Annotated in this window: 14 protein-coding genes; 4 read left to right on the top strand and 10 right to left on the bottom strand. The window is 54.4% G+C overall.

Annotated features, from left to right (window positions below):
* Window positions 1-71: 71 nt before the first annotated feature.
* From AUQ43_RS17365 to cysD, 7 genes are all read right to left on the bottom strand, one after another.
* Complete coding sequence (locus tag AUQ43_RS17365) at window positions 72-794, bottom strand: GNAT family N-acetyltransferase (RefSeq protein WP_062957568.1); 723 nt, start codon at window positions 792-794, stop codon at window positions 72-74.
* Between the two features lie 118 nt (window positions 795-912).
* On the bottom strand, window positions 913-4,275 hold the full coding sequence (locus AUQ43_RS17360) for an error-prone DNA polymerase (protein WP_062957567.1): 3,363 nt from the start codon (window positions 4,273-4,275) through the stop codon (window positions 913-915).
* Between the two features lie 14 nt (window positions 4,276-4,289).
* Window positions 4,290-5,909: a DNA polymerase Y family protein gene (locus AUQ43_RS17355; RefSeq protein ID WP_232310727.1), complete on the bottom strand. Its 1,620-nt coding sequence runs from the start codon at window positions 5,907-5,909 to the stop codon at window positions 4,290-4,292.
* Complete coding sequence (locus tag AUQ43_RS17350) at window positions 5,821-6,633, bottom strand: ImuA family protein (RefSeq protein ID WP_062957565.1); 813 nt, start codon at window positions 6,631-6,633, stop codon at window positions 5,821-5,823. The genes AUQ43_RS17355 and AUQ43_RS17350 overlap by 89 nt, the downstream gene beginning before the upstream one ends.
* An 88-nt stretch (window positions 6,634-6,721) precedes the next feature.
* Window positions 6,722-7,624 (bottom strand): GIY-YIG nuclease family protein, encoded by a 903-nt coding sequence (locus tag AUQ43_RS17345; RefSeq protein WP_232310726.1) that lies wholly within the window; start codon window positions 7,622-7,624, stop codon window positions 6,722-6,724.
* Between the two features lie 153 nt (window positions 7,625-7,777).
* On the bottom strand, window positions 7,778-9,697 hold the full coding sequence (gene cysN / locus AUQ43_RS17340; protein ID WP_062957563.1) for a sulfate adenylyltransferase subunit CysN: 1,920 nt from the start codon (window positions 9,695-9,697) through the stop codon (window positions 7,778-7,780).
* Window positions 9,697-10,602 carry a sulfate adenylyltransferase subunit CysD gene (gene cysD / locus AUQ43_RS17335; RefSeq protein WP_062957562.1) on the bottom strand — a complete coding sequence of 302 codons (906 nt, stop codon included), beginning with the start codon at window positions 10,600-10,602 and terminating at the stop codon, window positions 9,697-9,699. Before cysD ends, cysN begins: the two co-directional genes overlap by 1 nt.
* Before the next feature lie 617 nt (window positions 10,603-11,219).
* Here cysD and AUQ43_RS17330 point away from each other — a divergent pair.
* The 4 genes from AUQ43_RS17330 to AUQ43_RS17315 all read left to right on the top strand — a co-directional run bounded on the left by AUQ43_RS17330 (window position 11,220) and on the right by AUQ43_RS17315 (window position 15,557).
* Window positions 11,220-11,849 (top strand): hypothetical protein, encoded by a 630-nt coding sequence (locus AUQ43_RS17330; RefSeq protein WP_062957561.1) that lies wholly within the window; start codon window positions 11,220-11,222, stop codon window positions 11,847-11,849.
* The gene (locus AUQ43_RS17325) at window positions 11,846-12,688 is read left to right on the top strand and encodes a hypothetical protein (protein WP_062957560.1); all 843 of its coding nucleotides are present in this window, start codon (window positions 11,846-11,848) and stop codon (window positions 12,686-12,688) included. The genes AUQ43_RS17330 and AUQ43_RS17325 overlap by 4 nt, the downstream gene beginning before the upstream one ends.
* A 199-nt stretch (window positions 12,689-12,887) precedes the next feature.
* Complete coding sequence (locus AUQ43_RS17320; protein ID WP_198157182.1) at window positions 12,888-14,084, top strand: MFS transporter; 1,197 nt, start codon at window positions 12,888-12,890, stop codon at window positions 14,082-14,084.
* A 252-nt stretch (window positions 14,085-14,336) separates the two neighbouring features.
* Window positions 14,337-15,557 carry a PLP-dependent aminotransferase family protein gene (locus AUQ43_RS17315; RefSeq protein WP_062957558.1) on the top strand — a complete coding sequence of 407 codons (1,221 nt, stop codon included), beginning with the start codon at window positions 14,337-14,339 and terminating at the stop codon, window positions 15,555-15,557.
* Window positions 15,558-15,677: 120 nt separating this feature from the next.
* Here the strand turns inward: AUQ43_RS17315 and AUQ43_RS20375 are convergent, their stop codons facing one another.
* From AUQ43_RS20375 to AUQ43_RS17305, 3 genes are read right to left on the bottom strand one after another with little or no spacing between them, the layout of a single operon-like run.
* On the bottom strand, window positions 15,678-15,800 hold the full coding sequence (locus tag AUQ43_RS20375; protein ID WP_114129884.1) for a DUF2474 family protein: 123 nt from the start codon (window positions 15,798-15,800) through the stop codon (window positions 15,678-15,680).
* Window positions 15,800-16,798 (bottom strand): cytochrome d ubiquinol oxidase subunit II, encoded by a 999-nt coding sequence (cydB, locus tag AUQ43_RS17310; RefSeq protein WP_062957557.1) that lies wholly within the window; start codon window positions 16,796-16,798, stop codon window positions 15,800-15,802. Before cydB ends, AUQ43_RS20375 begins: the two co-directional genes overlap by 1 nt.
* Window positions 16,795-18,183 (bottom strand): cytochrome ubiquinol oxidase subunit I, encoded by a 1,389-nt coding sequence (locus AUQ43_RS17305; RefSeq protein ID WP_062957556.1) that lies wholly within the window; start codon window positions 18,181-18,183, stop codon window positions 16,795-16,797. The genes cydB and AUQ43_RS17305 overlap by 4 nt, the downstream gene beginning before the upstream one ends.
* Window positions 18,184-18,303 lie beyond the last annotated feature (120 nt).

The following is an 18,303-nucleotide window of genomic DNA, read 5'->3' as shown; positions in this document are numbered from 1 at the left end:
CCCCCTGTCACGGACAAGGGGTGTTTTTTGTTTTGCGGTGCCGGGATTGGACCGGGGTACGGCCGGGGGATTTATGATCTGTGCGTGGACATCAAGGTGCCAAGTGATGTGCGTTGCAGGCCATCCGCATCAAAGTTTTCAGCTGCCAGCCACGCCTCGAACGCGGCTTTGATTTCCGGCCATTCCTTGTCGGTTATGGAAAACCATGCGGTGTCGCGGTTGCGCCCCTTATAGACCATGTGATTGCGAAACGTGCCTTCATAGGTGAAGCCATACCGCGCGGCGGCGGCACGTGACGGCGCGTTCTGATCGTCGCATTTCCATTCATAGCGGCGATAGCCCAGCTCATCAAAGGCGCGCTTCATCATCAGATACATCGCCTCTGTCCCGCCAATGGTTTTCGACAGGGCCGGGGCATAGTTGATATTGCCGATTTCCACCACGCCATTGTTCTGATCCATCCGCATGAAGGCGGCAACCCCGACGGCCATGTTGGTGGGTTTGTCGATGATGGTATGCAGCATCGGGTCATCATTGGCTGTCATGCTTGCAAGCCATGCCTTGTAGGCATCAAAGTCCGCGAACGCCCCGGTCGGAAGATAGGTAAAGCGTGATCCGTCAGACGCCTTGCCGTTGGCCTCAAAAAGTTGTCTTGCATCGCGGGCGACATCAAGCGGGCTTACGATGACGTGGGCACCGATCATGTCACTGCGCGGTGGCAAAGCACATCCGGTCCAGTTTTCAACCGGGTGGCCGACAGGTTTGCCAAAGATATCTTTGTGGGGCTTGGTCATGGTGGTTCCTGTTGGTCTGATAGAGTGTGGTTTCTGATCAGGAGGATGGTTGGAATTGGTCCTCTGTTCCAGTGCCAGTTTTACAAATGTGATGGTGCCAATCGTGGCTGCGAATTAATCAGTGGAAATCATGGCTGTCGATCTTAAGGCGCTTGTGGCTGTTGGTGCTGCTGTCCGGTTTTGAGTCCAGCTGATCAAGATCACCAGCAGGGCGGGATGTGGTGGCAGACGCATTATCCTGTGTGGGCAGGGCGGTGCGCGGGCTGGCCCAACGCAGGTTGCGCGGATGGTTGTTGGCATCGCGCGCGATTTTTGTGTTCTCGCTCATGGATTGCAGCATATGGGTCAGATCGACCAGCTTGTCGGCGATGATATGCGTCACCCCGTCTTCGCGTTGCAATTTGCCGGTCACGCCCAGAACGGTGGCGGTCATCACCTCGCGGCGGTGTTGTTCCATCACCTTGCTCCAGACCACAAGGTTGGTGATGCCGGTTTCATCCTCTAACGTGATGAAAACAACCCCCGATGCCGTGCCGGGACGCTGGCGAACAATCGCCAACCCCGCATGGGTCAGGCGTTGGCCGTCTCGCACGTTGGCAATGTCGTTTGCCGTGCACACCCCGGCAGCGCCAAGCGCATCACGCAGCATCGCCATCGGATGGCCCTTAAGCGACAGGCGCAGGCTGGCGTAATCTTCGATGATCTCTTCGCCCGGGCCCATGATCGGCAGATCCACAGGCGCCTCTGCGCCGAACTCGGCTGACACCCCCATATTGTGGTTAAAGTTCTGGGCTGCCTCAAACAGGGGCAGGCTTGCTGGTGCCTTGCGCCCCTTGCCAAACCGCCGCACAGCCCAAAGCGCTTCGCGCCGGGAAAGGCCCAGCGATCCGAACGCATCGGCCTCGGCCAGTTTTTCAAGCGCGGCCGGGCTCAGCCCCGTCTGGCGCGCCATCAGATAGACATCCTGAAACCCGCCAGCGGGCCGGTTGGAAATCAGGGCAAGGGCATCAAGCTCGCCAAATCCCTTGATCTGCCGGAACCCAAGACGGACCGAATGATATCCCGCCGTTCGGCCCAGTTCGCGTTCCAGCTGATTGTCCCAGAAGCTGTGATTGATATCGATTTCAAGCACGCGCACGCTGTGATTGCGCGCATCATTGACCAACTGTGCCGGGGCATAGAACCCCATCGGTTGCGAATTCAGAAGCGCACATAAAAACACATCCGGGTGATGGCATTTCAGCCAGGACGACGCATAGGCCAGAATGGCAAAACTCGCCGCGTGGCTTTCGGGGAAGCCATAATCGGCAAAGCCTTCGATCTGTTTGAAGCAGCGTTCGGCAAATTCCATGTCATAACCGTTACCCAGCATGCCATTGATGAACTTGGTCCGGTGTTCACCAATGGTGCCGGTGCGCTTGAACGTTGCCATGGCACGACGCAGGTTATCGGCCTCTCCGCCAGAATAGCCGGCGGCGACAATGGCGATCTGCATCGCCTGTTCCTGAAACAGCGGCACACCGCAGGTGCGTTTCAATACCGCTTCGAGTTCCGGGGACGGGTAGTCGACCTTTTCGCGGCCCATGCGCCGCTGCAAAAACGGATGGACCATACCGCCCTGGATCGGGCCGGGGCGGACGATGGCGACCTGAATGGTCAGATCATAAATGCTTTGCGGTTTAAGACGCGGCAGCATGCTCATTTGCGCGCGTGATTCCACCTGAAAGGTGCCGATACTGTCGGCCTTTTCCAGCATGCGATAGGTGGCCCGGTCTTCCTTGGGCAGGGTGGCCAGATCATAATCGATGTTCTTGTGCGTGCGCAGCTCATCAAGCGCTTTTCGGATGCAGGTCAGCATGCCAAGGGCCAAGATATCGACCTTAAGGATGCTCAGCGCATCAATGTCATCCTTGTCCCATTCAATGGTGGTGCGGTCCGCCATGGCGGCATTGGCAATCGGGGATAGTTCGCAAAGCGGCCCGCGCGTAATGACAAAACCGCCAACATGTTGCGACAGATGGCGCGGGAAGCCGGTTAACTCGCCCGCGATATCGAGCACCGCCTTCAGGCGCGGTTCATCAGGATGAATGCCAGATTGGCGCATCATATTGTCATGTGCGCCCTTGCTGCTGGATCCCCAGATGGTTTTGGTCAGTTTGACAATGGTATCTTCCGACAGGCCAAACACCTTGCCAACATCACGAATGGCGCTACGCGATCGGTATGAAATCACCGTGGCGGTCAACCCGGCCCGGTCGCGGCCATAGCGTTCATAGATGAACTGAATAACCTCTTCGCGGCGTTCATGTTCAAAATCGACATCGATATCAGGCGGTTCATTACGTGCATTGCTGATGAAGCGTGAAAACAGCAATTCCACCTTGTTGGGATCAACCGAGGTGACATGCAAACAAAAACACACCGATGAATTGGCTGCTGATCCACGCCCCTGACACAAAATGCCACGGGACCGGGCAAAGGCGACAATGTCATGCACGGTCAGGAAATAGGGGGCGTAGCCCAACTCGTCGATCAGTTTAAGCTCTGTCTCGATCAGTTTTTTGACCTTGTCGGGCACACCATCAGGATAGCGTTTATGCGCGCCTTCCCAGGTCAGGCGTGTCAGACGTTCCTGGGTGCCTTCACCCGATCCGTCATTTTCATCGGGGTATTCATAGCGCAACTCATCAAGGCTGAAGGTGCATTGATCGGCAATCTCGACGGTGCGGGCCAACCAGTGCGGGTGCCCCGGAAACAGACGCGCCATTTCACGCGGCGATTTGATATGGCGTTCGCCATTGGGGAATAAACGGTATCCCGCATCCTCAATCGTGCAGTGATGGCGAATGCAGGTCAGGACATCCTGCAATGGTTTGCGCGATCGTAAATGCATATGCACGTCATTGGTCACCACGGCCGGAATGCCAAGATCGGCCTCGACCGCCTCGGTAAACTCAAGACGTTCTGAGTCAAACCCGTCCATGAACCGCCCGACCGCCAGCCAAAGGCGATCTTGGAAATGAGATTTCAAACTGATCAGCTCAGAGCGAAAGGCGTCACCCGGCACCTGTGGTGGCACGGCGATAAACAGCAACCCTTCGCCATGGGTGACAATATCGGCAAGATAAATCTCGCACGATCCCTTGGGCGCGCGGCGCTTGCCAAGGGTCAGCAACCGGCACAGCCGCGCGTAAGCCTGCCGATCCGGCGGATAACACAGTAAGGAGGGACCATCCATCGGGTCAAGCCGACAGCCAACAATGTAGTTCAACCGGTCGGCATAATTGCGGTGTGCCGTATGACCGCGCACCACCCCGGCCAGCGTATTGTGATCGGTGATCGCAATTGCATGCAGGCCCTTGGTGGCAGCGGTCAGCACCAGTTCCTCGGCATGCGATGCGCCACGCAAAAAGGAAAAATTGCTGCTGACATGCAGTTCGGCATATGCCGGATCGGCTGTACTGTTGGTTTGCTTGATCATGGCATCAAATCACATCACCCGGCAAACAAACCATGCACTGACCAGATATCCTGCCCGGCATGACCGCTGCGAAACAGCCAAATCAACCGGCCTTTCTGATCGCAGATGCGGAAATAATCGCGTGTCATATGCGACAGGGCGTAATTATCCCGGTCCAGGTGACTCCACCATTCCGGGCAGATGCGCTCTGGCCCGTCGGCCCGCAGAACATCAATCAGCATCTTGCGCCAGCGCAGTTTGGTTGGTGCGCCGTTGGCACTGCGTTCCATGACATCAACCGGTTCAGGCGGGTCAATCAGCCGCACCGGACGTTTGGGCAGGGGGGCATCCGCAAGACGGGCCGGTTTGATCGATCCGGTCGGCGGCTGCCGGATGGCGGCCCGTTCGGGCAGGTGGCTGGCATGATGGGCCGGGCGAAACAGGATATCCTTGGGGCCCAGATGGTGGGCAATGCGATCAAGCAACTCTGCCAGGGCAATGGCATCGCTGCTGTCATCCTGCTTGCGATCAAGGCGGACCTGACGAAAGGCAACATGTTCGACCCAGGGGGCATAGACAATCACCTGTTCGATGCCAAAGCCGGTATCAACACCGGGCATCTTTTCCGCGAGCAATCGCAAGATATGGCTTTCGGACTGGCAGGGCGTGCCAGTTGTGGTGGTGATGGTATGGGCATGGCCATCGACCCGAATGGACCGGACGATCAGGCGCCTAAGACCAAGGTTTTCATCGCGCAGTTTGGCGCAAAGCTCGGCCACCATGCTTTCAATCGCATGTGCCAGATTGGCAGCATCCCCCAATGGTTCGCCAAAGCTTTGTTTGATCAGCCACGGCGCATCGGGCAGCTCGAAATTCAGCTGTTCGGGCAGGCGGCCATAAAACTGATCAAGGCGATGCAACACATCCGGGCCAAGGCGGGTGGTGATATTGGCACGCGGCAGGGGCGTGATATCGCCAAGGTGTTTCAGGCCAAGACGGGCCAGAACCGCGATGATGTCATCAGATAGCCGCAGGCACGATACCGGAAACCCGGCCGCAACCCCGTGATCACGCGGCAGGGATAAAATGCGTTCGTTCGATGGATGGCAACGCGCCGCGGCCCATGCGGCACCGGCGGTATCGGCAATGGCGGCGCGGGCAGCAATGCCCTGGGCTTTCATGTCGCGCAGGATCTGTTTGATCATCGCACTTTCGCCGCCAAACAAATGACTGCCACCGGTGATTTCAAGCCATAGGCCCGCATCCCCATCAAGCCCATGTACATGCAAGTCCCGATCCGGCGCAATCCATGGGCTATAGCGGTCCATGAAGCGCACCAGACGAGCAAATTTGCCATCGCAGAGTTCAGGTTCTTCGGGGCTATCCTGAAGATCGGGCAGGATGCTCCGCGCATCAGAAAGGCGCATGCCGCCCTGCAGCCCGGCCTTTTGTGCCGCTGCATTCAGGCCGCAGACGAGCACGCCCTTGTGATCGCTGCGGGTGATCACGTGCGGGATGTCTTGTGCCTTCGGGGCAGTTTTCTGACTGTCAGCATCGCGGGGCTGATCAGGCGTGGGCGTGCCTGTCTTTGGGGTTGTCTTCTGACAGTCGGTTTTCCAGTGGGTCAGCCACAGATAAAGAAAACGTTGTTGCATCGGTTTTGACTTTCCAGCTTCCCGGTCGGACCCCGCGTCCCCCGATCAGGCTGAGATGATGGTCGTTTCCTGTTGGTCGTTCTGTTGGTTCCAAGGCGTTTACAGGTGTTATTTGCCAGCGCGTCCACGCGCTTGAGGTCGGAATGCGCCCGTTTCTGGCAAGCGGGCGCAAAACAATGATGCGTGTCCCACCACTTTCACAGGCCAGTTGCAGGCGTCGTGCCGTGGTCAGGTCATAGTCGGTGGTTTCAATGATCACCGCACGAACCTGACCGGATTTTGCCACCTCCTCACAGGTCCAAAGGGCGGTGGCCTGTTGATCCACCGTCATCATCAACGGTTCGGGTTCGAGGGCCGTCATGGGCAGGGACAGGGCATAAAACCCGCCCTGATCCAGCGCGCGACGCTGCCGGATCCAGAAGATGCCCTTGCCGGGTGGCGGGGCAGATGGGCCATCAGAGGACGCATCCACAGACAATGTTGCCAGATACCAGGCCAGAAGCGATGCGGCGCAATCAGCATGGCCGCACAACACTTCATGCAGGCCAGTCGTGGCAAGGCCGCCGATGCTGATATGATCGCGCAGGAATGTGCCGCCAAAGGCACGCGCAATCACCCCGTCTGCCCGATCTGGCCCACCGGACAGGCAGGAAACCTGAACCTTCCATTGCTGCTCGGCGCGGGCCAAAGCCGCGCGGGCCTGATGAATGCGTCTGTCTGACATGCTTAATTGTTCCTGTTTTGTTCTTTTTTATGTGGTCAAAGCGGAACAGGAGTCAAGAGGTGCATTCTAGTAGATGCTTGTTATAAATTTAGTCGTTGTTAGAAGGCGGTTCAGTCGAAGAACTAATTTGTTCATTTTGCCAGTCTGCATAGGTCTTATTCGTGCCTTCGACGCGCCAAGTTGTACGGCCATTGTCAGGGCGGCCAAAAATAGTTGCAGATGCGGCACTCGGACTGGAAAAAATTGTATCCTCGTTGAAATAAAGAATTCCCTCACGCTCAGGAACCAGACGACCTTCTTCAATGAGTTGTTCATGAAGACTACGGTAGCCACCAGCACTGCTATCCCAAGATGATCTAGCATGTGAGCCAGCTAAGACAACAAAGTCACCGTCAATTTGCCGTGCTTTCGCGGTCAATTTGTATTTGGGGCTATAAATTTCAAATGTGGGAGATCTTTCAGTGGAAGCCTCTTTTATGAGCGGGGATTCAGCTGTATTTGGCTTTTCTCTAAGGAAATCCATGCCCAGAACAGGCATCACAATTCGAATTTGCTCGATAAAAAATTCCATATCGGCAAGGTCTGCTTCTGGTAGGTAGCCATACTCAGGTGCTGTAGCGTTAACGAGATTGATGCGCCCAGTGCTAGCTGCGATAGAAATTAAGCGGCTCTCCAAATACCTTGCGTGGGCTTTGGTAAGGTTTTGGTCTTTGCTGGTGATTACGAATGTTTTGTCCCAAAATTCTTTTGATGCATCATTGTTGTGACTTATCAGGCGTCGCGAAACGTTGTCACTTTCCCCTATGTAGACGAGAGTTTTGTTTGGGTTCTCAGGGTTTGGACCTGAGAGGAAGTAAACACCCGTTCGGGTAACTTCATGGCGTTTCAGTAAGTGGGGCAGGTTGATCCTTGGTGCGGAGATAATATGTCCAGTCCAATTCATTATCTCGGCAGTAATAATTCCAGTAGGTGTACCATCTACAAGGAACAATCTGATACTTCTGCCCATAGCCATAAGATGTGCATGCCTTTGCTAATGCGTGTATAGGTAGCTTTAGTTTAAGCTTATTCGTTTAATGGCTGTCAAAAGAAAACCCGACATTCGCAAATGTCGGGTTTTCCTGAATGCATGTTTGAGTGCAGATCAGATTTCCGGGAACCACGCACCCAGAACACCGAATTCTTCAAGCTTGGAGACGATGATCTCAGCGGCTTCTTCGGCGCTTTGGTCTGCGGTGCTGACCACGATTTCGGCATTTTCGGGCCGCTCATAGGGGCTGTCGATCCCGGTGAAGTTCGCGATCTCGCCCGCACGGGCTTTTTTATAAAGGCCCTTCACATCGCGCTGCTCGCAGACTTCAAGCGGTGTGTCGATGAAGACTTCGATGAACTCGCCATCTTCGACAAGGCTGCGCGCCAGCTGGCGTTCGCTTTTGAACGGCGAGATGAAGGACACCAGCGTGATTACGCCCGCATCGACAAACAGCTTGGCGGTTTCACCAACACGGCGGATGTTTTCCACCCGGTCCGCATCGGTAAAGCCAAGATCCTTGTTCAGGCCATGACGCACATTGTCGCCATCAAGGGTGTAGGTGTGCTTGCCAAGGGCATGGAGCTTTTTCTCAACCAGGTTGGCGACGGTCGATTTGCCCGCACCCGACAGGCCCGTGAACCACAGAACGGCCGATTTCTGGCCTTTCTGATAGGCACGCGCACCCTTGTTGATGTCCATTTCCTGCCATTTGATGTTGGTCGCACGGCGCAGGGAATGGTTGACCATGCCCGCGCCAACAGTGGCGTTGGTATAGCGGTCAATGATGATGAAGCGGCCCGAATGACGGTTTTCGTCATAGGGATCAAACGCCAGCGCCTTGTCAGCCGAAACATTGGCAATGCCGACTTCATTAAGCTCAAGCGTTTTGCCCGGTTCATGTTCAAGCGTGTTGACATTGACCTTGTATTTCAGCGCGCTGATCTGCGCATTGGCGACCTGTGCACCCATCTTGATCAGATAGGGACGCCCGGGCAGAAGATGATCTTCATGCATCCAGATGATGCGCGCTTCGAACTGATCTGCGAAATCGGGTTTGGCTTCTGCCTCGGCGATAACATCGCCACGCGAAATGTCGATTTCATCTTCAAGGGTCAGCGTGATCGCCTGACCGGCAATGGCAACATCCAGGTTGCCGTCAAAGGTAACGATCTCCTTGACCTTGCTGGTCTGGCCCGATGCGGTCACGGTAATCTCGTCACCCGGTTTGACGCGGCCCGATGAAATGGTGCCCGAAAAGCCCCGGAAATCAAGGTTCGGGCGGTTAACCCACTGCACTGGCAGACGGAACGGCTTTTCAACTGCGTCCTGTTCGACCTGCACATTTTCCAGATGGGCCAGAAGGGTCGGGCCGGAATACCAGGGGGTATTGGCGCTGGCTTCGACCATGTTGTCGCCGCGCAGGGCTGAAAGCGGAATTGCGGTGATCGAGCTGTATTTCAGCTGCTTGGCGAATTCCTGATACTCGGCAACGATGGCGTCAAATTTCGACTGGTCATAGTCGATCAAATCCATCTTGTTGACCGCCAGTACCACATGCTTGATGCCCAGCAATGAGGTAATGAAGCTGTGGCGACGGGTCTGGGTCAGGATGCCCTTACGTGCGTCAATCAGGATGACGGCAACATCGGCGGTCGAGGCGCCGGTTGCCATGTTGCGGGTATATTGTTCGTGGCCGGGGGTATCGGCGACGATGAATTTGCGCTTGTCGGTCGAGAAGAAGCGATAGGCGACATCAATGGTGATGCCCTGTTCGCGTTCAGCCTGTAGACCATCAAGCAGCAGGGCAAAATCAATCTCGCCACCCTGGGTGCCGACTTTGCGGCTATCTGATTCAAGGGCGGCCAACTGATCTTCAAAGATCAGTTTGGAATCCCAAAGCAGACGGCCGATCAGGGTCGATTTACCATCATCCACGCTGCCGCAGGTAATGAAACGCAACAGGCTTTTTTCTTCCTGCGCCTTCAGGTAGCCGAGAATATCATCAGCAATCAGGTCGGATTGGTGTGCCATCAGAAATATCCTTCCTGCTTCTTCTTCTCCATCGACCCGGCCTGGTCGTGGTCAATCATGCGGCCCTGACGTTCGCTTGAACGGGTCAGAAGCATTTCCTGAATAATGTCGGGCAGGGTGGCGGCTTCGGACTCAACAGCCCCGGTCAGCGGGTAGCAGCCAAGGGTTCTGAACCGCACCGATTTCATTTCCGGCTTTTCGCCCGGATTGAGCGGCATGCGGTCGTCATCGACCATGATCAGCGTGCCATCACGTTCGACCACCGGGCGTTTGGCGGAATAATAGAGCGGCACAATCGGGATCTGCTCAAGATAGATGTATTGCCAGATATCAAGCTCGGTCCAGTTCGAGATCGGGAAGGCACGAATGCTTTCGCCCTTGTTGATCCGGGCGTTATAGATATCCCACAATTCCGGACGCTGGTTTTTCGGATCCCAGCGATGGGTCTCGGTACGGAATGAAAATACGCGTTCCTTGGCACGTGCCTTTTCCTCGTCACGTCGCGCACCGCCAAAGGCTGCATCGAACTTGTATTTGTTCAGCGCCTGTTTCAGCGATTCCGTCTTCATGACATCGGTATGCAGGCTTGAGCCGTGGGTGAAGGGGCCAATGCCCTGTTTCACGCCGTCCTGATTGATGTGCACAATCAGGTCAAAGCCATATTCTGCGGCTATCCGGTCGCGAAACTCGATCATTTCGCGGAATTTCCAGGTGGTGTCGACATGCATCAACGGAAAGGGCGGCGGGGCCGGGTAAAATGCCTTGCGCGCCAGATGCAGCAAAACCGATGAATCCTTGCCGATGGAATAAAGCATCACCGGCCGTTCGAACGATGCCGCCACCTCGCGGATAATGTGGATGCTCTCTGCCTCGAGCTGGCGGAGATGAGTCAGGTTGGGCTGCATTCTCTTTCCTGCCGATCAATCAAAACTGGGCAATTAACACAATATTTTGTGTTTATAAAAGTATTTCACTTGCCTTTGATGGGTAATATGGAATGCCCCGCAACGCAAGTGTGATTTCCATTTTTACACAAAAAAATGGAGTCTAATACAAAATAACATTCAGAATGTGTATAACCTGCCTGCAGTAGTTTGCAAGAGTGCAGCATCGGTGGTTGCAAACAAATCCATTCAGGTGTTGTGTAAGTTGTTTACGGTCGGAGACAGGTCTTATAGAGTTTTCAACGAGTCAGTATGTAAGTAGCAATTTGTGATCACTATGTTGGGGCAGAAAAACTTGGTAGCGGGGGCTGACGCGAATGGGCAAAATCTTGGCGATACAGCATGTCGCGAAGAGAGCTACCAAAGCTATCAAAGCCTTGGCGTCTGGCGATCGACGATATCGGGCTTCGTTCTGTACAAAAGAAGGCTCGCTGTGTTGGCGGTTGCCATTCTTTTGAGTAACCTGCCTCTGGTTCTTTCCCCTCTCCTATTTCAAGCGGGACTTGGTTTTTTTTTCAAGGGTCGTGTTCTTCGTTTCTGCTGGAGTTGTGTTCTATACAGGATGCTCTTGGGGGAGTATGGGGGCGAACACACATACAAGCAAAAAGGATGTCATACAGTTCACGATCAAAGCACTTGTTCTGTTCGTGCTGTTTTGGCTTGTCGAATCTTGGTATTTTTCTGCCGAAGCGAACACGCTGTTTGGTGGGGTCTTGAAGCTTGAAGAATTCTGGCCAGAAAGCAGTGTCGGCAAGCTACTTTGGATCCTTGCGGCAGATTTAAGTGAATCTCTGTGGCTGTTGCTGGTGCTGGTTTTGTTCGGTACAGCCCTGCCCGCAGCACTTTTGCGGCGCCGGTCAACACTTTGGCAAACAGTGAAGCGAGGATGTTTGGCGTCAGGCTACATCATCTCAAGAGTTCTGATCGGTCCTGTTCCAGTACTTTTGGTTGGATTTGTTCTGACAGGCACTGCTGCAATTTGGATCAAGCTCTTTGGGGCACAACTTGATTTGCAGTTCGCAAGAGAAATCGGCCATTTATCTTTCTTGGCAGGACTTTCGTTTGCGAGCCGAATATTCAAGCTGCTGTCATTATTCATGCTCGGGATTGTTCTCTCTCGTGCTTATCAACTGGGTGAGGCTCGGTTGGTGAGTTCAGATGAACCTGGACCCCATGAAAAAGCAGAGGTGCAAGTCGGTACATTATGAACGCTGGACCCAGTCGTACATTCTTTGTCAATTTTCTCTCAATAGCCGTCCTGAATATTCCTATTTTACTTGCAATCGTGGCAGTTGAGTTGATTCTTGTCGAGTTCAGCCATTTGCTGGGGTATCAATATCGGTTTGCCTGGGTTTATAGCTATATCGCGACAACTTTGCTTTGGTTGTTGCCCTCAGTTGCCGTGTTAAAGGGGCGCTTTATTCCAACAGCGATTTTCCGTTGTTCTGGCGTCGCGCTACTGATTGCTTTGTTAATGGCTGTGGGCATTGAGATTGCAAACAGATTTCTAGTTACGGCATATCGGATTTTCGTGCCAGAAATTCCTAACATATTGGAGTTTCTTGGAGAAATAGATAGAAGCTACACGCTTGTTTATTTCGCCAGAACCGTTCTGGATAACGCGGGGCATGTACTAACCATTCCGGTTTACTTGTTTCTTGGAACTTGGGTGGTGGCCTTTATCATACAAGGAAATTGTAGGCCAAAACATATGGTGAAGCGCGGGGTCGCAGCGTTCTCCTACTTCGTGCCAAGGTATGTTTTGTGTGTTGGTGGTGTTTTCCTTTTGGCTGCGGGGGCAATGTGGAGTGTAAATTTCATTCCTTTTCCGCACGTAATGTATACCGACCCGCAATACTCGTTTTCGGTAGCTGGTGTTAATTATTCTGTCATCACTACAGGTGCGACTACGGTTTACGTTTCTATTAGTGGCCTCAAGAGCTTCATGTTGGGAGTTCTGATTGCGCATTCATATCAGGTTGGCGAAGCTCACCTGTCTGATCCGGATGAGCAGAGTGAGGAGTTTGCACCAGTTGAATCTGTATGAGACTGGTTGACCTTGAGTTTTAAACAGCGACATCGAACAAGCATATTTGCACCAATGGACTCTACGCGCCTAGTGTGAAAACGAATGTCACGCCCCAAAGTTGCGCGGCAGGCATGCAAGATTGCGGCTTTTGGAACCAGTGTAATCGAAGCAGGGTGGCGTCAGACTTTTTGCCCTGATTTCAAAAGGATGCTTCGCGGTGCGATTTGACTTCCGTAAGCCTGCCTCTCTGTTTTTTACATCCATGTTTGCCGCAAGGCTTGCCGATCAGTTTCTTTTGTTTGTTGTGCCGCTGGTGGTTTATCAAACCACGCAAAGTGTTTCGCTCTCGGGCCTGGCTTATGCCGCCGAAACATTGCCGCGCGTATTGTTCTATCCCGTTTGCGGGGTTCTGTCGGATCGCTATTCACCACTGCGTTTGATACAGCTCAGCCAGATCGGGCGTGCTGTGATCTGTGTGCTGGGGCTGATTGGATTTGCCTTGTTTGGCGGGCTTGGCTGGGTTGTGGGTATTTCTGCCATCTGCGGTCTTCTGACCACGCAGGGCTTCATGGCGCGCGAAGTGTTATTGCCACAGATCTTTGCCAGTGCCCGGTTTGAGAAAATCCAGTCGGTTTCGCAAAGTGTCAATCAGGCCAGTATCGTTCTGGGGCCGCTTCTTGCCGCCACCCTGTTTGCGATCAGCAACTGGCAAACCGTTGTCGTTGTCGCGGCTGTTCTGTTCGCAATTGCCGAACTATCGATGATGATCTGGCGCCATTTTAATCAAACACCGATTGCGGCAACGGATGAAAACCCGTCCTGGATTGCACCTTTTAAAACAGCGTTTTCACATCTGATTTCCTTGCCGGGGCTGAAGCGTGTAATCGCGCTGACCGCAAGCGTGAACCTTGTTTTTGGCATTACGCTTGCGACGTCGGCGGCAATGGTCACCGGGCTTCATGGACAAAGTGAAGAGCATTACGCCCTTTTGCAAACTGTCGGTGCGGCATTCACCATCATTGTACTGATGCTGGTTGGGGCGAGCCGCCTTTCGGTGGGGCGTATCGGGCTTGTATCATTTGCCGGTGTCTTCGTTGGTGGCGTGCTGACGGCGATCAGTCCGGATTACTGGCTTTATATGGTTGGCTTTGCTGTGGTGCTCGGATTTGACGGGATGTTTAACATCTATATCCGCACCGTCCGGCAAAAGATCATCCCGGCGCGCGATTATGGCAAGACGACTGGTGTGATTATTCTATTTAACAACATGACACAGCCAATTGCGGGGCTTCTTGTCGGGCTTACCGGCAGTCTGGCGCAGACCAGTTGGCTTATTCTTGTGCTCAGCCTTGTGATGCTGGTTTCGGGTCTTGTTTTGTCATTGCCGCGCTTTAGCGTGCGCGCGGCTGAGTAGCATCAACACCAGATCTTACAAGGTCACGCATCCGAACAGCGGTGGAAGCTTTTCTTCTGCCGCTGTTCTGCCATGCGCAAACATCAGTGGTTGCTACTTTTGGCTTTATTTCGCATTCCGGCATTATGCTTGATTGGTGAATTTCAGGTAATTTTATTTCAAATTTGCTGCTTGTATTGAAAAGAACTTGATTTTAGGGAGCGGGAAGCTCCATTTAAAGGACATAAATACTGACCTAATTGGAAGTTTGAAATGTCTGTAAGCTGGAATGACCTGATTGCGCGTGATGCGCGGGTGCTGGTGGCCTCGGAAATTCGTGATCTGTTAAAAGTGGCCGAGCGCCCGGAAGTGATTTCCTTTGCCGGTGGTGTGCCCGATCCCGATCTGTTTCCGGTCGATACATTCAGCGAGATTTATGGCGCGATGATGCAGGACGGCACGCAGGCGCGCCGCAGTCTGCAATATTCCGTAAGCGAAGGTCTGCCGGCCTTGCGCCAGTGGATTATCGATGATCTTGCAGACCAAGGGGCCACGCGCACGATTGATAATGTCCTGATCACCAATGGCGCACAGCAGGGGCTTGATATCCTTGCCCGCCTATTGCTCGAAGAAGGTCGCGACCTGATTGTTGAAATGCCAAGCTATCTTGGCGCGATGCAGGCCTTTTCAACCCGGTTGCCAAACTATGTCGGTGTCGATGCCGAAGAAGACGGCCCGGTGTTAAGCCAGCTGGAAGATGCCTTTGCCAATGGGGCACGTGTGGCCTATGTCGCCCCGGATTTCCAAAACCCGACCGGTCGGTCCTGGTCAGTTGCGCGGCGCAAGGCCGTTTTGGAGCTGGCGCGCCGTTATGGCGCGGTGCTGCTTGAAGATGCGGCCTATAGCAAGCTGTCCTATAACGGGGCCGAAAGCCTGCCGTCACTGCTAAACCTTGACGAACAGGGCAGCGATCCGGCGTCAGGCAATGTCATTCAGCTCGGCACGTTTTCCAAAACGCTCGCGCCAGCCCTTCGCATCGGTTGGGTCTGTGCGCCACGTACTGTGATCGACAAGCTGGTTCTGATGATGCAGGCCGGAAACCTGCATGTTTCCACCGTCAATCAGGAAGCCGCCCTGCGTGCTGCCAAGAAACTTTTCCCGGGACATCTTGAAAAGCTGCGTGCGTCCTACCGCACCAAGCGCGATGTCATGCTGCAAACCCTGGCGGAAACCATGCCGGGTGACGTGTCCTGGACGAAGCCCGAGGGCGGCATGTTTGTCTGGTTGACCCTGCCCCAACACATCAATGCACGTCAGCTTCTTGAAGAGGCGCTTGAGGATGTTCACGTTGCCTTTGTTCCCGGCCAGGCTTTCTTTACCGATGGCAGTGGCAAGAATACCGCGCGCCTTAGCTTCTCGACCGAGAAGGTGGACCGGATCAGGGACGGCATCACCCGCCTGGCCGACCTGATCAAGCGCAAGGATAATCAGTAAGCAAAAAAGAACCCGGCAGCGGGTGGGGAATGCTGCCGGGTAGAGACCTGCTGTCGGGGGTATGAAGCAGGTCACGGGAGTCTGCATGAAGTCAGGTCAGAGGTCAGGGTATGTGCATGGTCATGCCTGCCCCATCAGGGCACGCAGCAAAAGTGATGCGGCGCCAAGCACGACAACCCCGCCGACATAAAGGCCGACAAACCATAGCCATTTGCGGGCTTTTGTTGACTTGATATTGGCCATCAATGATACCCCTCATCCCCGGTTTTGCCGCGGAACACCCAATAGGCATAGGCGGTGTAGGCCAGAATGATCGGCAGCAGGACCACAGCCCCCACCAGCATGAAGGCAAGGCTGTTTTCCGGCGCGGCCGCATCGCGAAACGTGATCATCGGCGGCACGATATTGGGATAAAGCGTGATTCCGAAGCCAAGATAACTCAGCAAGAAAATACCAAGTGTGATGCCAAACACGGTCTTTTCACGCTTCTTGACCGCATGCCACAGCCAATAGAGCAGACCAACCGTCACAATCGGGATCGGGGCGAGATACAGCATGTTTGGCAATTCAAACCAGCGCTGGGCATAGGCCGGGTTGACATAGGTCGTCATCAGCGACACTACGCCAAGATTGGCCGCCATCCAGATCACGGCTGGTTTGGCGAGCTTTCGCAGATTGCCCTGAAAATCGCCTTCCATCTTCATGATCAGCCAGCCGGTACCTAGCAGGGCATAGCCGACGACAACCGCGGTTGCACAGAACACCGAAAACGGGCTTAGCCAATCAAACGCCCCGCCCACAAAACGTCCGTTTTCAACGGCAATGCCTTCGATAAAGCCGCCCAGCATTGCGCCTTGCATGGCGGCTGCGATGATCGAGCCAGCGGAAAAGGCAAAGTCCCAGTGCTTCTGGTGGTTCTTGCTTTTGAACCGGAACTCAAACGCCACCCCGCGAAACACAAGGGCGAGCAACATGGCAAAGACCGGAATGTAAAAGGCCGTCATCAGCAATGAATAGGCCTGCGGGAAGGCGGCATAAAGCCCACCGCCGCCCAGGATCAGCCAGGTTTCATTGCCATCCCAAACCGGGGCCACGGTATTCATCATCCGGCCGCGATTTTTCGGGCTTTTGATGAAGGGGAACAGGATGCCGATGCCAAGGTCAAAGCCATCCAGCGTGACATAGGCAAAAACGGCAACGGCAATCAGCAGAACCCAGATCAGTTGATAATCCATGATCATTCTCCTGCCACAGGCGGATGTGCGGCGGTGGATTGGCGGCCACCGGCCCGCAAGATTTCGGTTTCTTCAGGGATGTGGGCGCTACGCGGATCCTTGACCATGGCGCGCAGGATATAGGCCGTGCCGACCCCGAACACGATGGCATAAACCACGACAAAGGCGATCAGCGATCCGGCAATGGCCGTCGGGGCGACGGGCGACCCGGCCTCGGACGTTCGCATCAGGCCGAAAACCACCCAGGGCTGGCGCCCGACTTCGGTGGTAAACCAGCCGGCCAGAATGGCAACAAAGCCACTTGGCCCCATCAAAAGGGCAAAGCGATGCAAATAGCCACAGCTATAAAGCTTCTTGCGCAGGCGTGCGATGACGCTGGCAATGCCCAGAAGTGCCATCAAAACACCCAGACCGACCATGATGCGGAAGGTCCAGAACACAATTGCCGCATTCGGGCGATCTTCGGGTGCGAAGTCCTTAAGACCGGTGATCTTGCCATCCCATTCATGGGTCAGGATCAAAGAGCCGAGTTTTGGGATTTCGACCGCATATTTGGTTTTCTCTTGCTCCATGTCAGGCATGCCAAACAGGATCAGGGGCGCACCTTCGCGGGTTTCAAAATGCCCCTCCATCGCGGCCACTTTGGCGGGCTGATGTTCAAGGGTATTAAGCCCGTGCAAATCACCGGCAAAAATCTGGACCGGGCCAAGGATGGCCGCCATCCACATCGCCATGGAAAACATGATTTTGGCCGCCCGGTTTTCGCGATCACGCATCAGATGCCATGCACCAACCGCCCCAACCACAAGCGCGGTGGTGAGGTAAGCCGCCAGCACCATATGCACCAGACGATACGGGAAGCTTGGATTGAAAATCGCGTCGACCCAGCTTGAAACAACCGCCCGGCCATTTTCAATCACATAGCCGTCAGGCGTTTGCATCCAGCTGTTGGCCGACAAAATCCAGAAGGCGGAGAAAAGCGTTCCGATCGCAACCATGGTGGTGGCGGTAAAATGCAGCTTCGGCCCGACACGGTTCAAGCCAAACAGCATGATGCCAAGGAACCCGGCCTCAAGGAAGAAGGCGCTGAGCACCTCATAGGCCAGAAGCGGGCCAATCACACCGCCGGTAAATTCGGAAAACGGTCCCCAGTTCGTACCGAACTGATAGGACATGACAATCCCGGAGACCACGCCCATGCCAAAGGCCAGGGCAAAGATTTTCATCCAGAATTTATATAGCGAAAGATAGGTCTCGTCCCTGGTGCGCAGCCACAGGGCTTCGAGCACAAACAGGAAACTTGCCAGTCCGATGGTAAAGGACGGGAAGATAATGTGGAACGAGACGGTAAAGGCAAACTGTATGCGCGCCAATAGTTCTGCATCAAGCATTGGCAGGGTCCTCTAAGGTGGCGAAGCCTCGGGACAACTCTGCATCTTCCGCGATCGGAAGTGCCCTTTGACGGATGCATGTGTCGGTTTTTCGTGGCGCATGCACAGGTTGCCCTGTCA

The organism is Thalassospira sp. MCCC 1A01148, from assembly GCF_001613795.1.
GTDB lineage: Bacteria > Pseudomonadota > Alphaproteobacteria > Rhodospirillales > Thalassospiraceae > Thalassospira.
The sequence above is the reverse complement of the archived record's forward strand: the minus strand, read 5'-3'. Positions and strand labels throughout refer to the sequence as shown.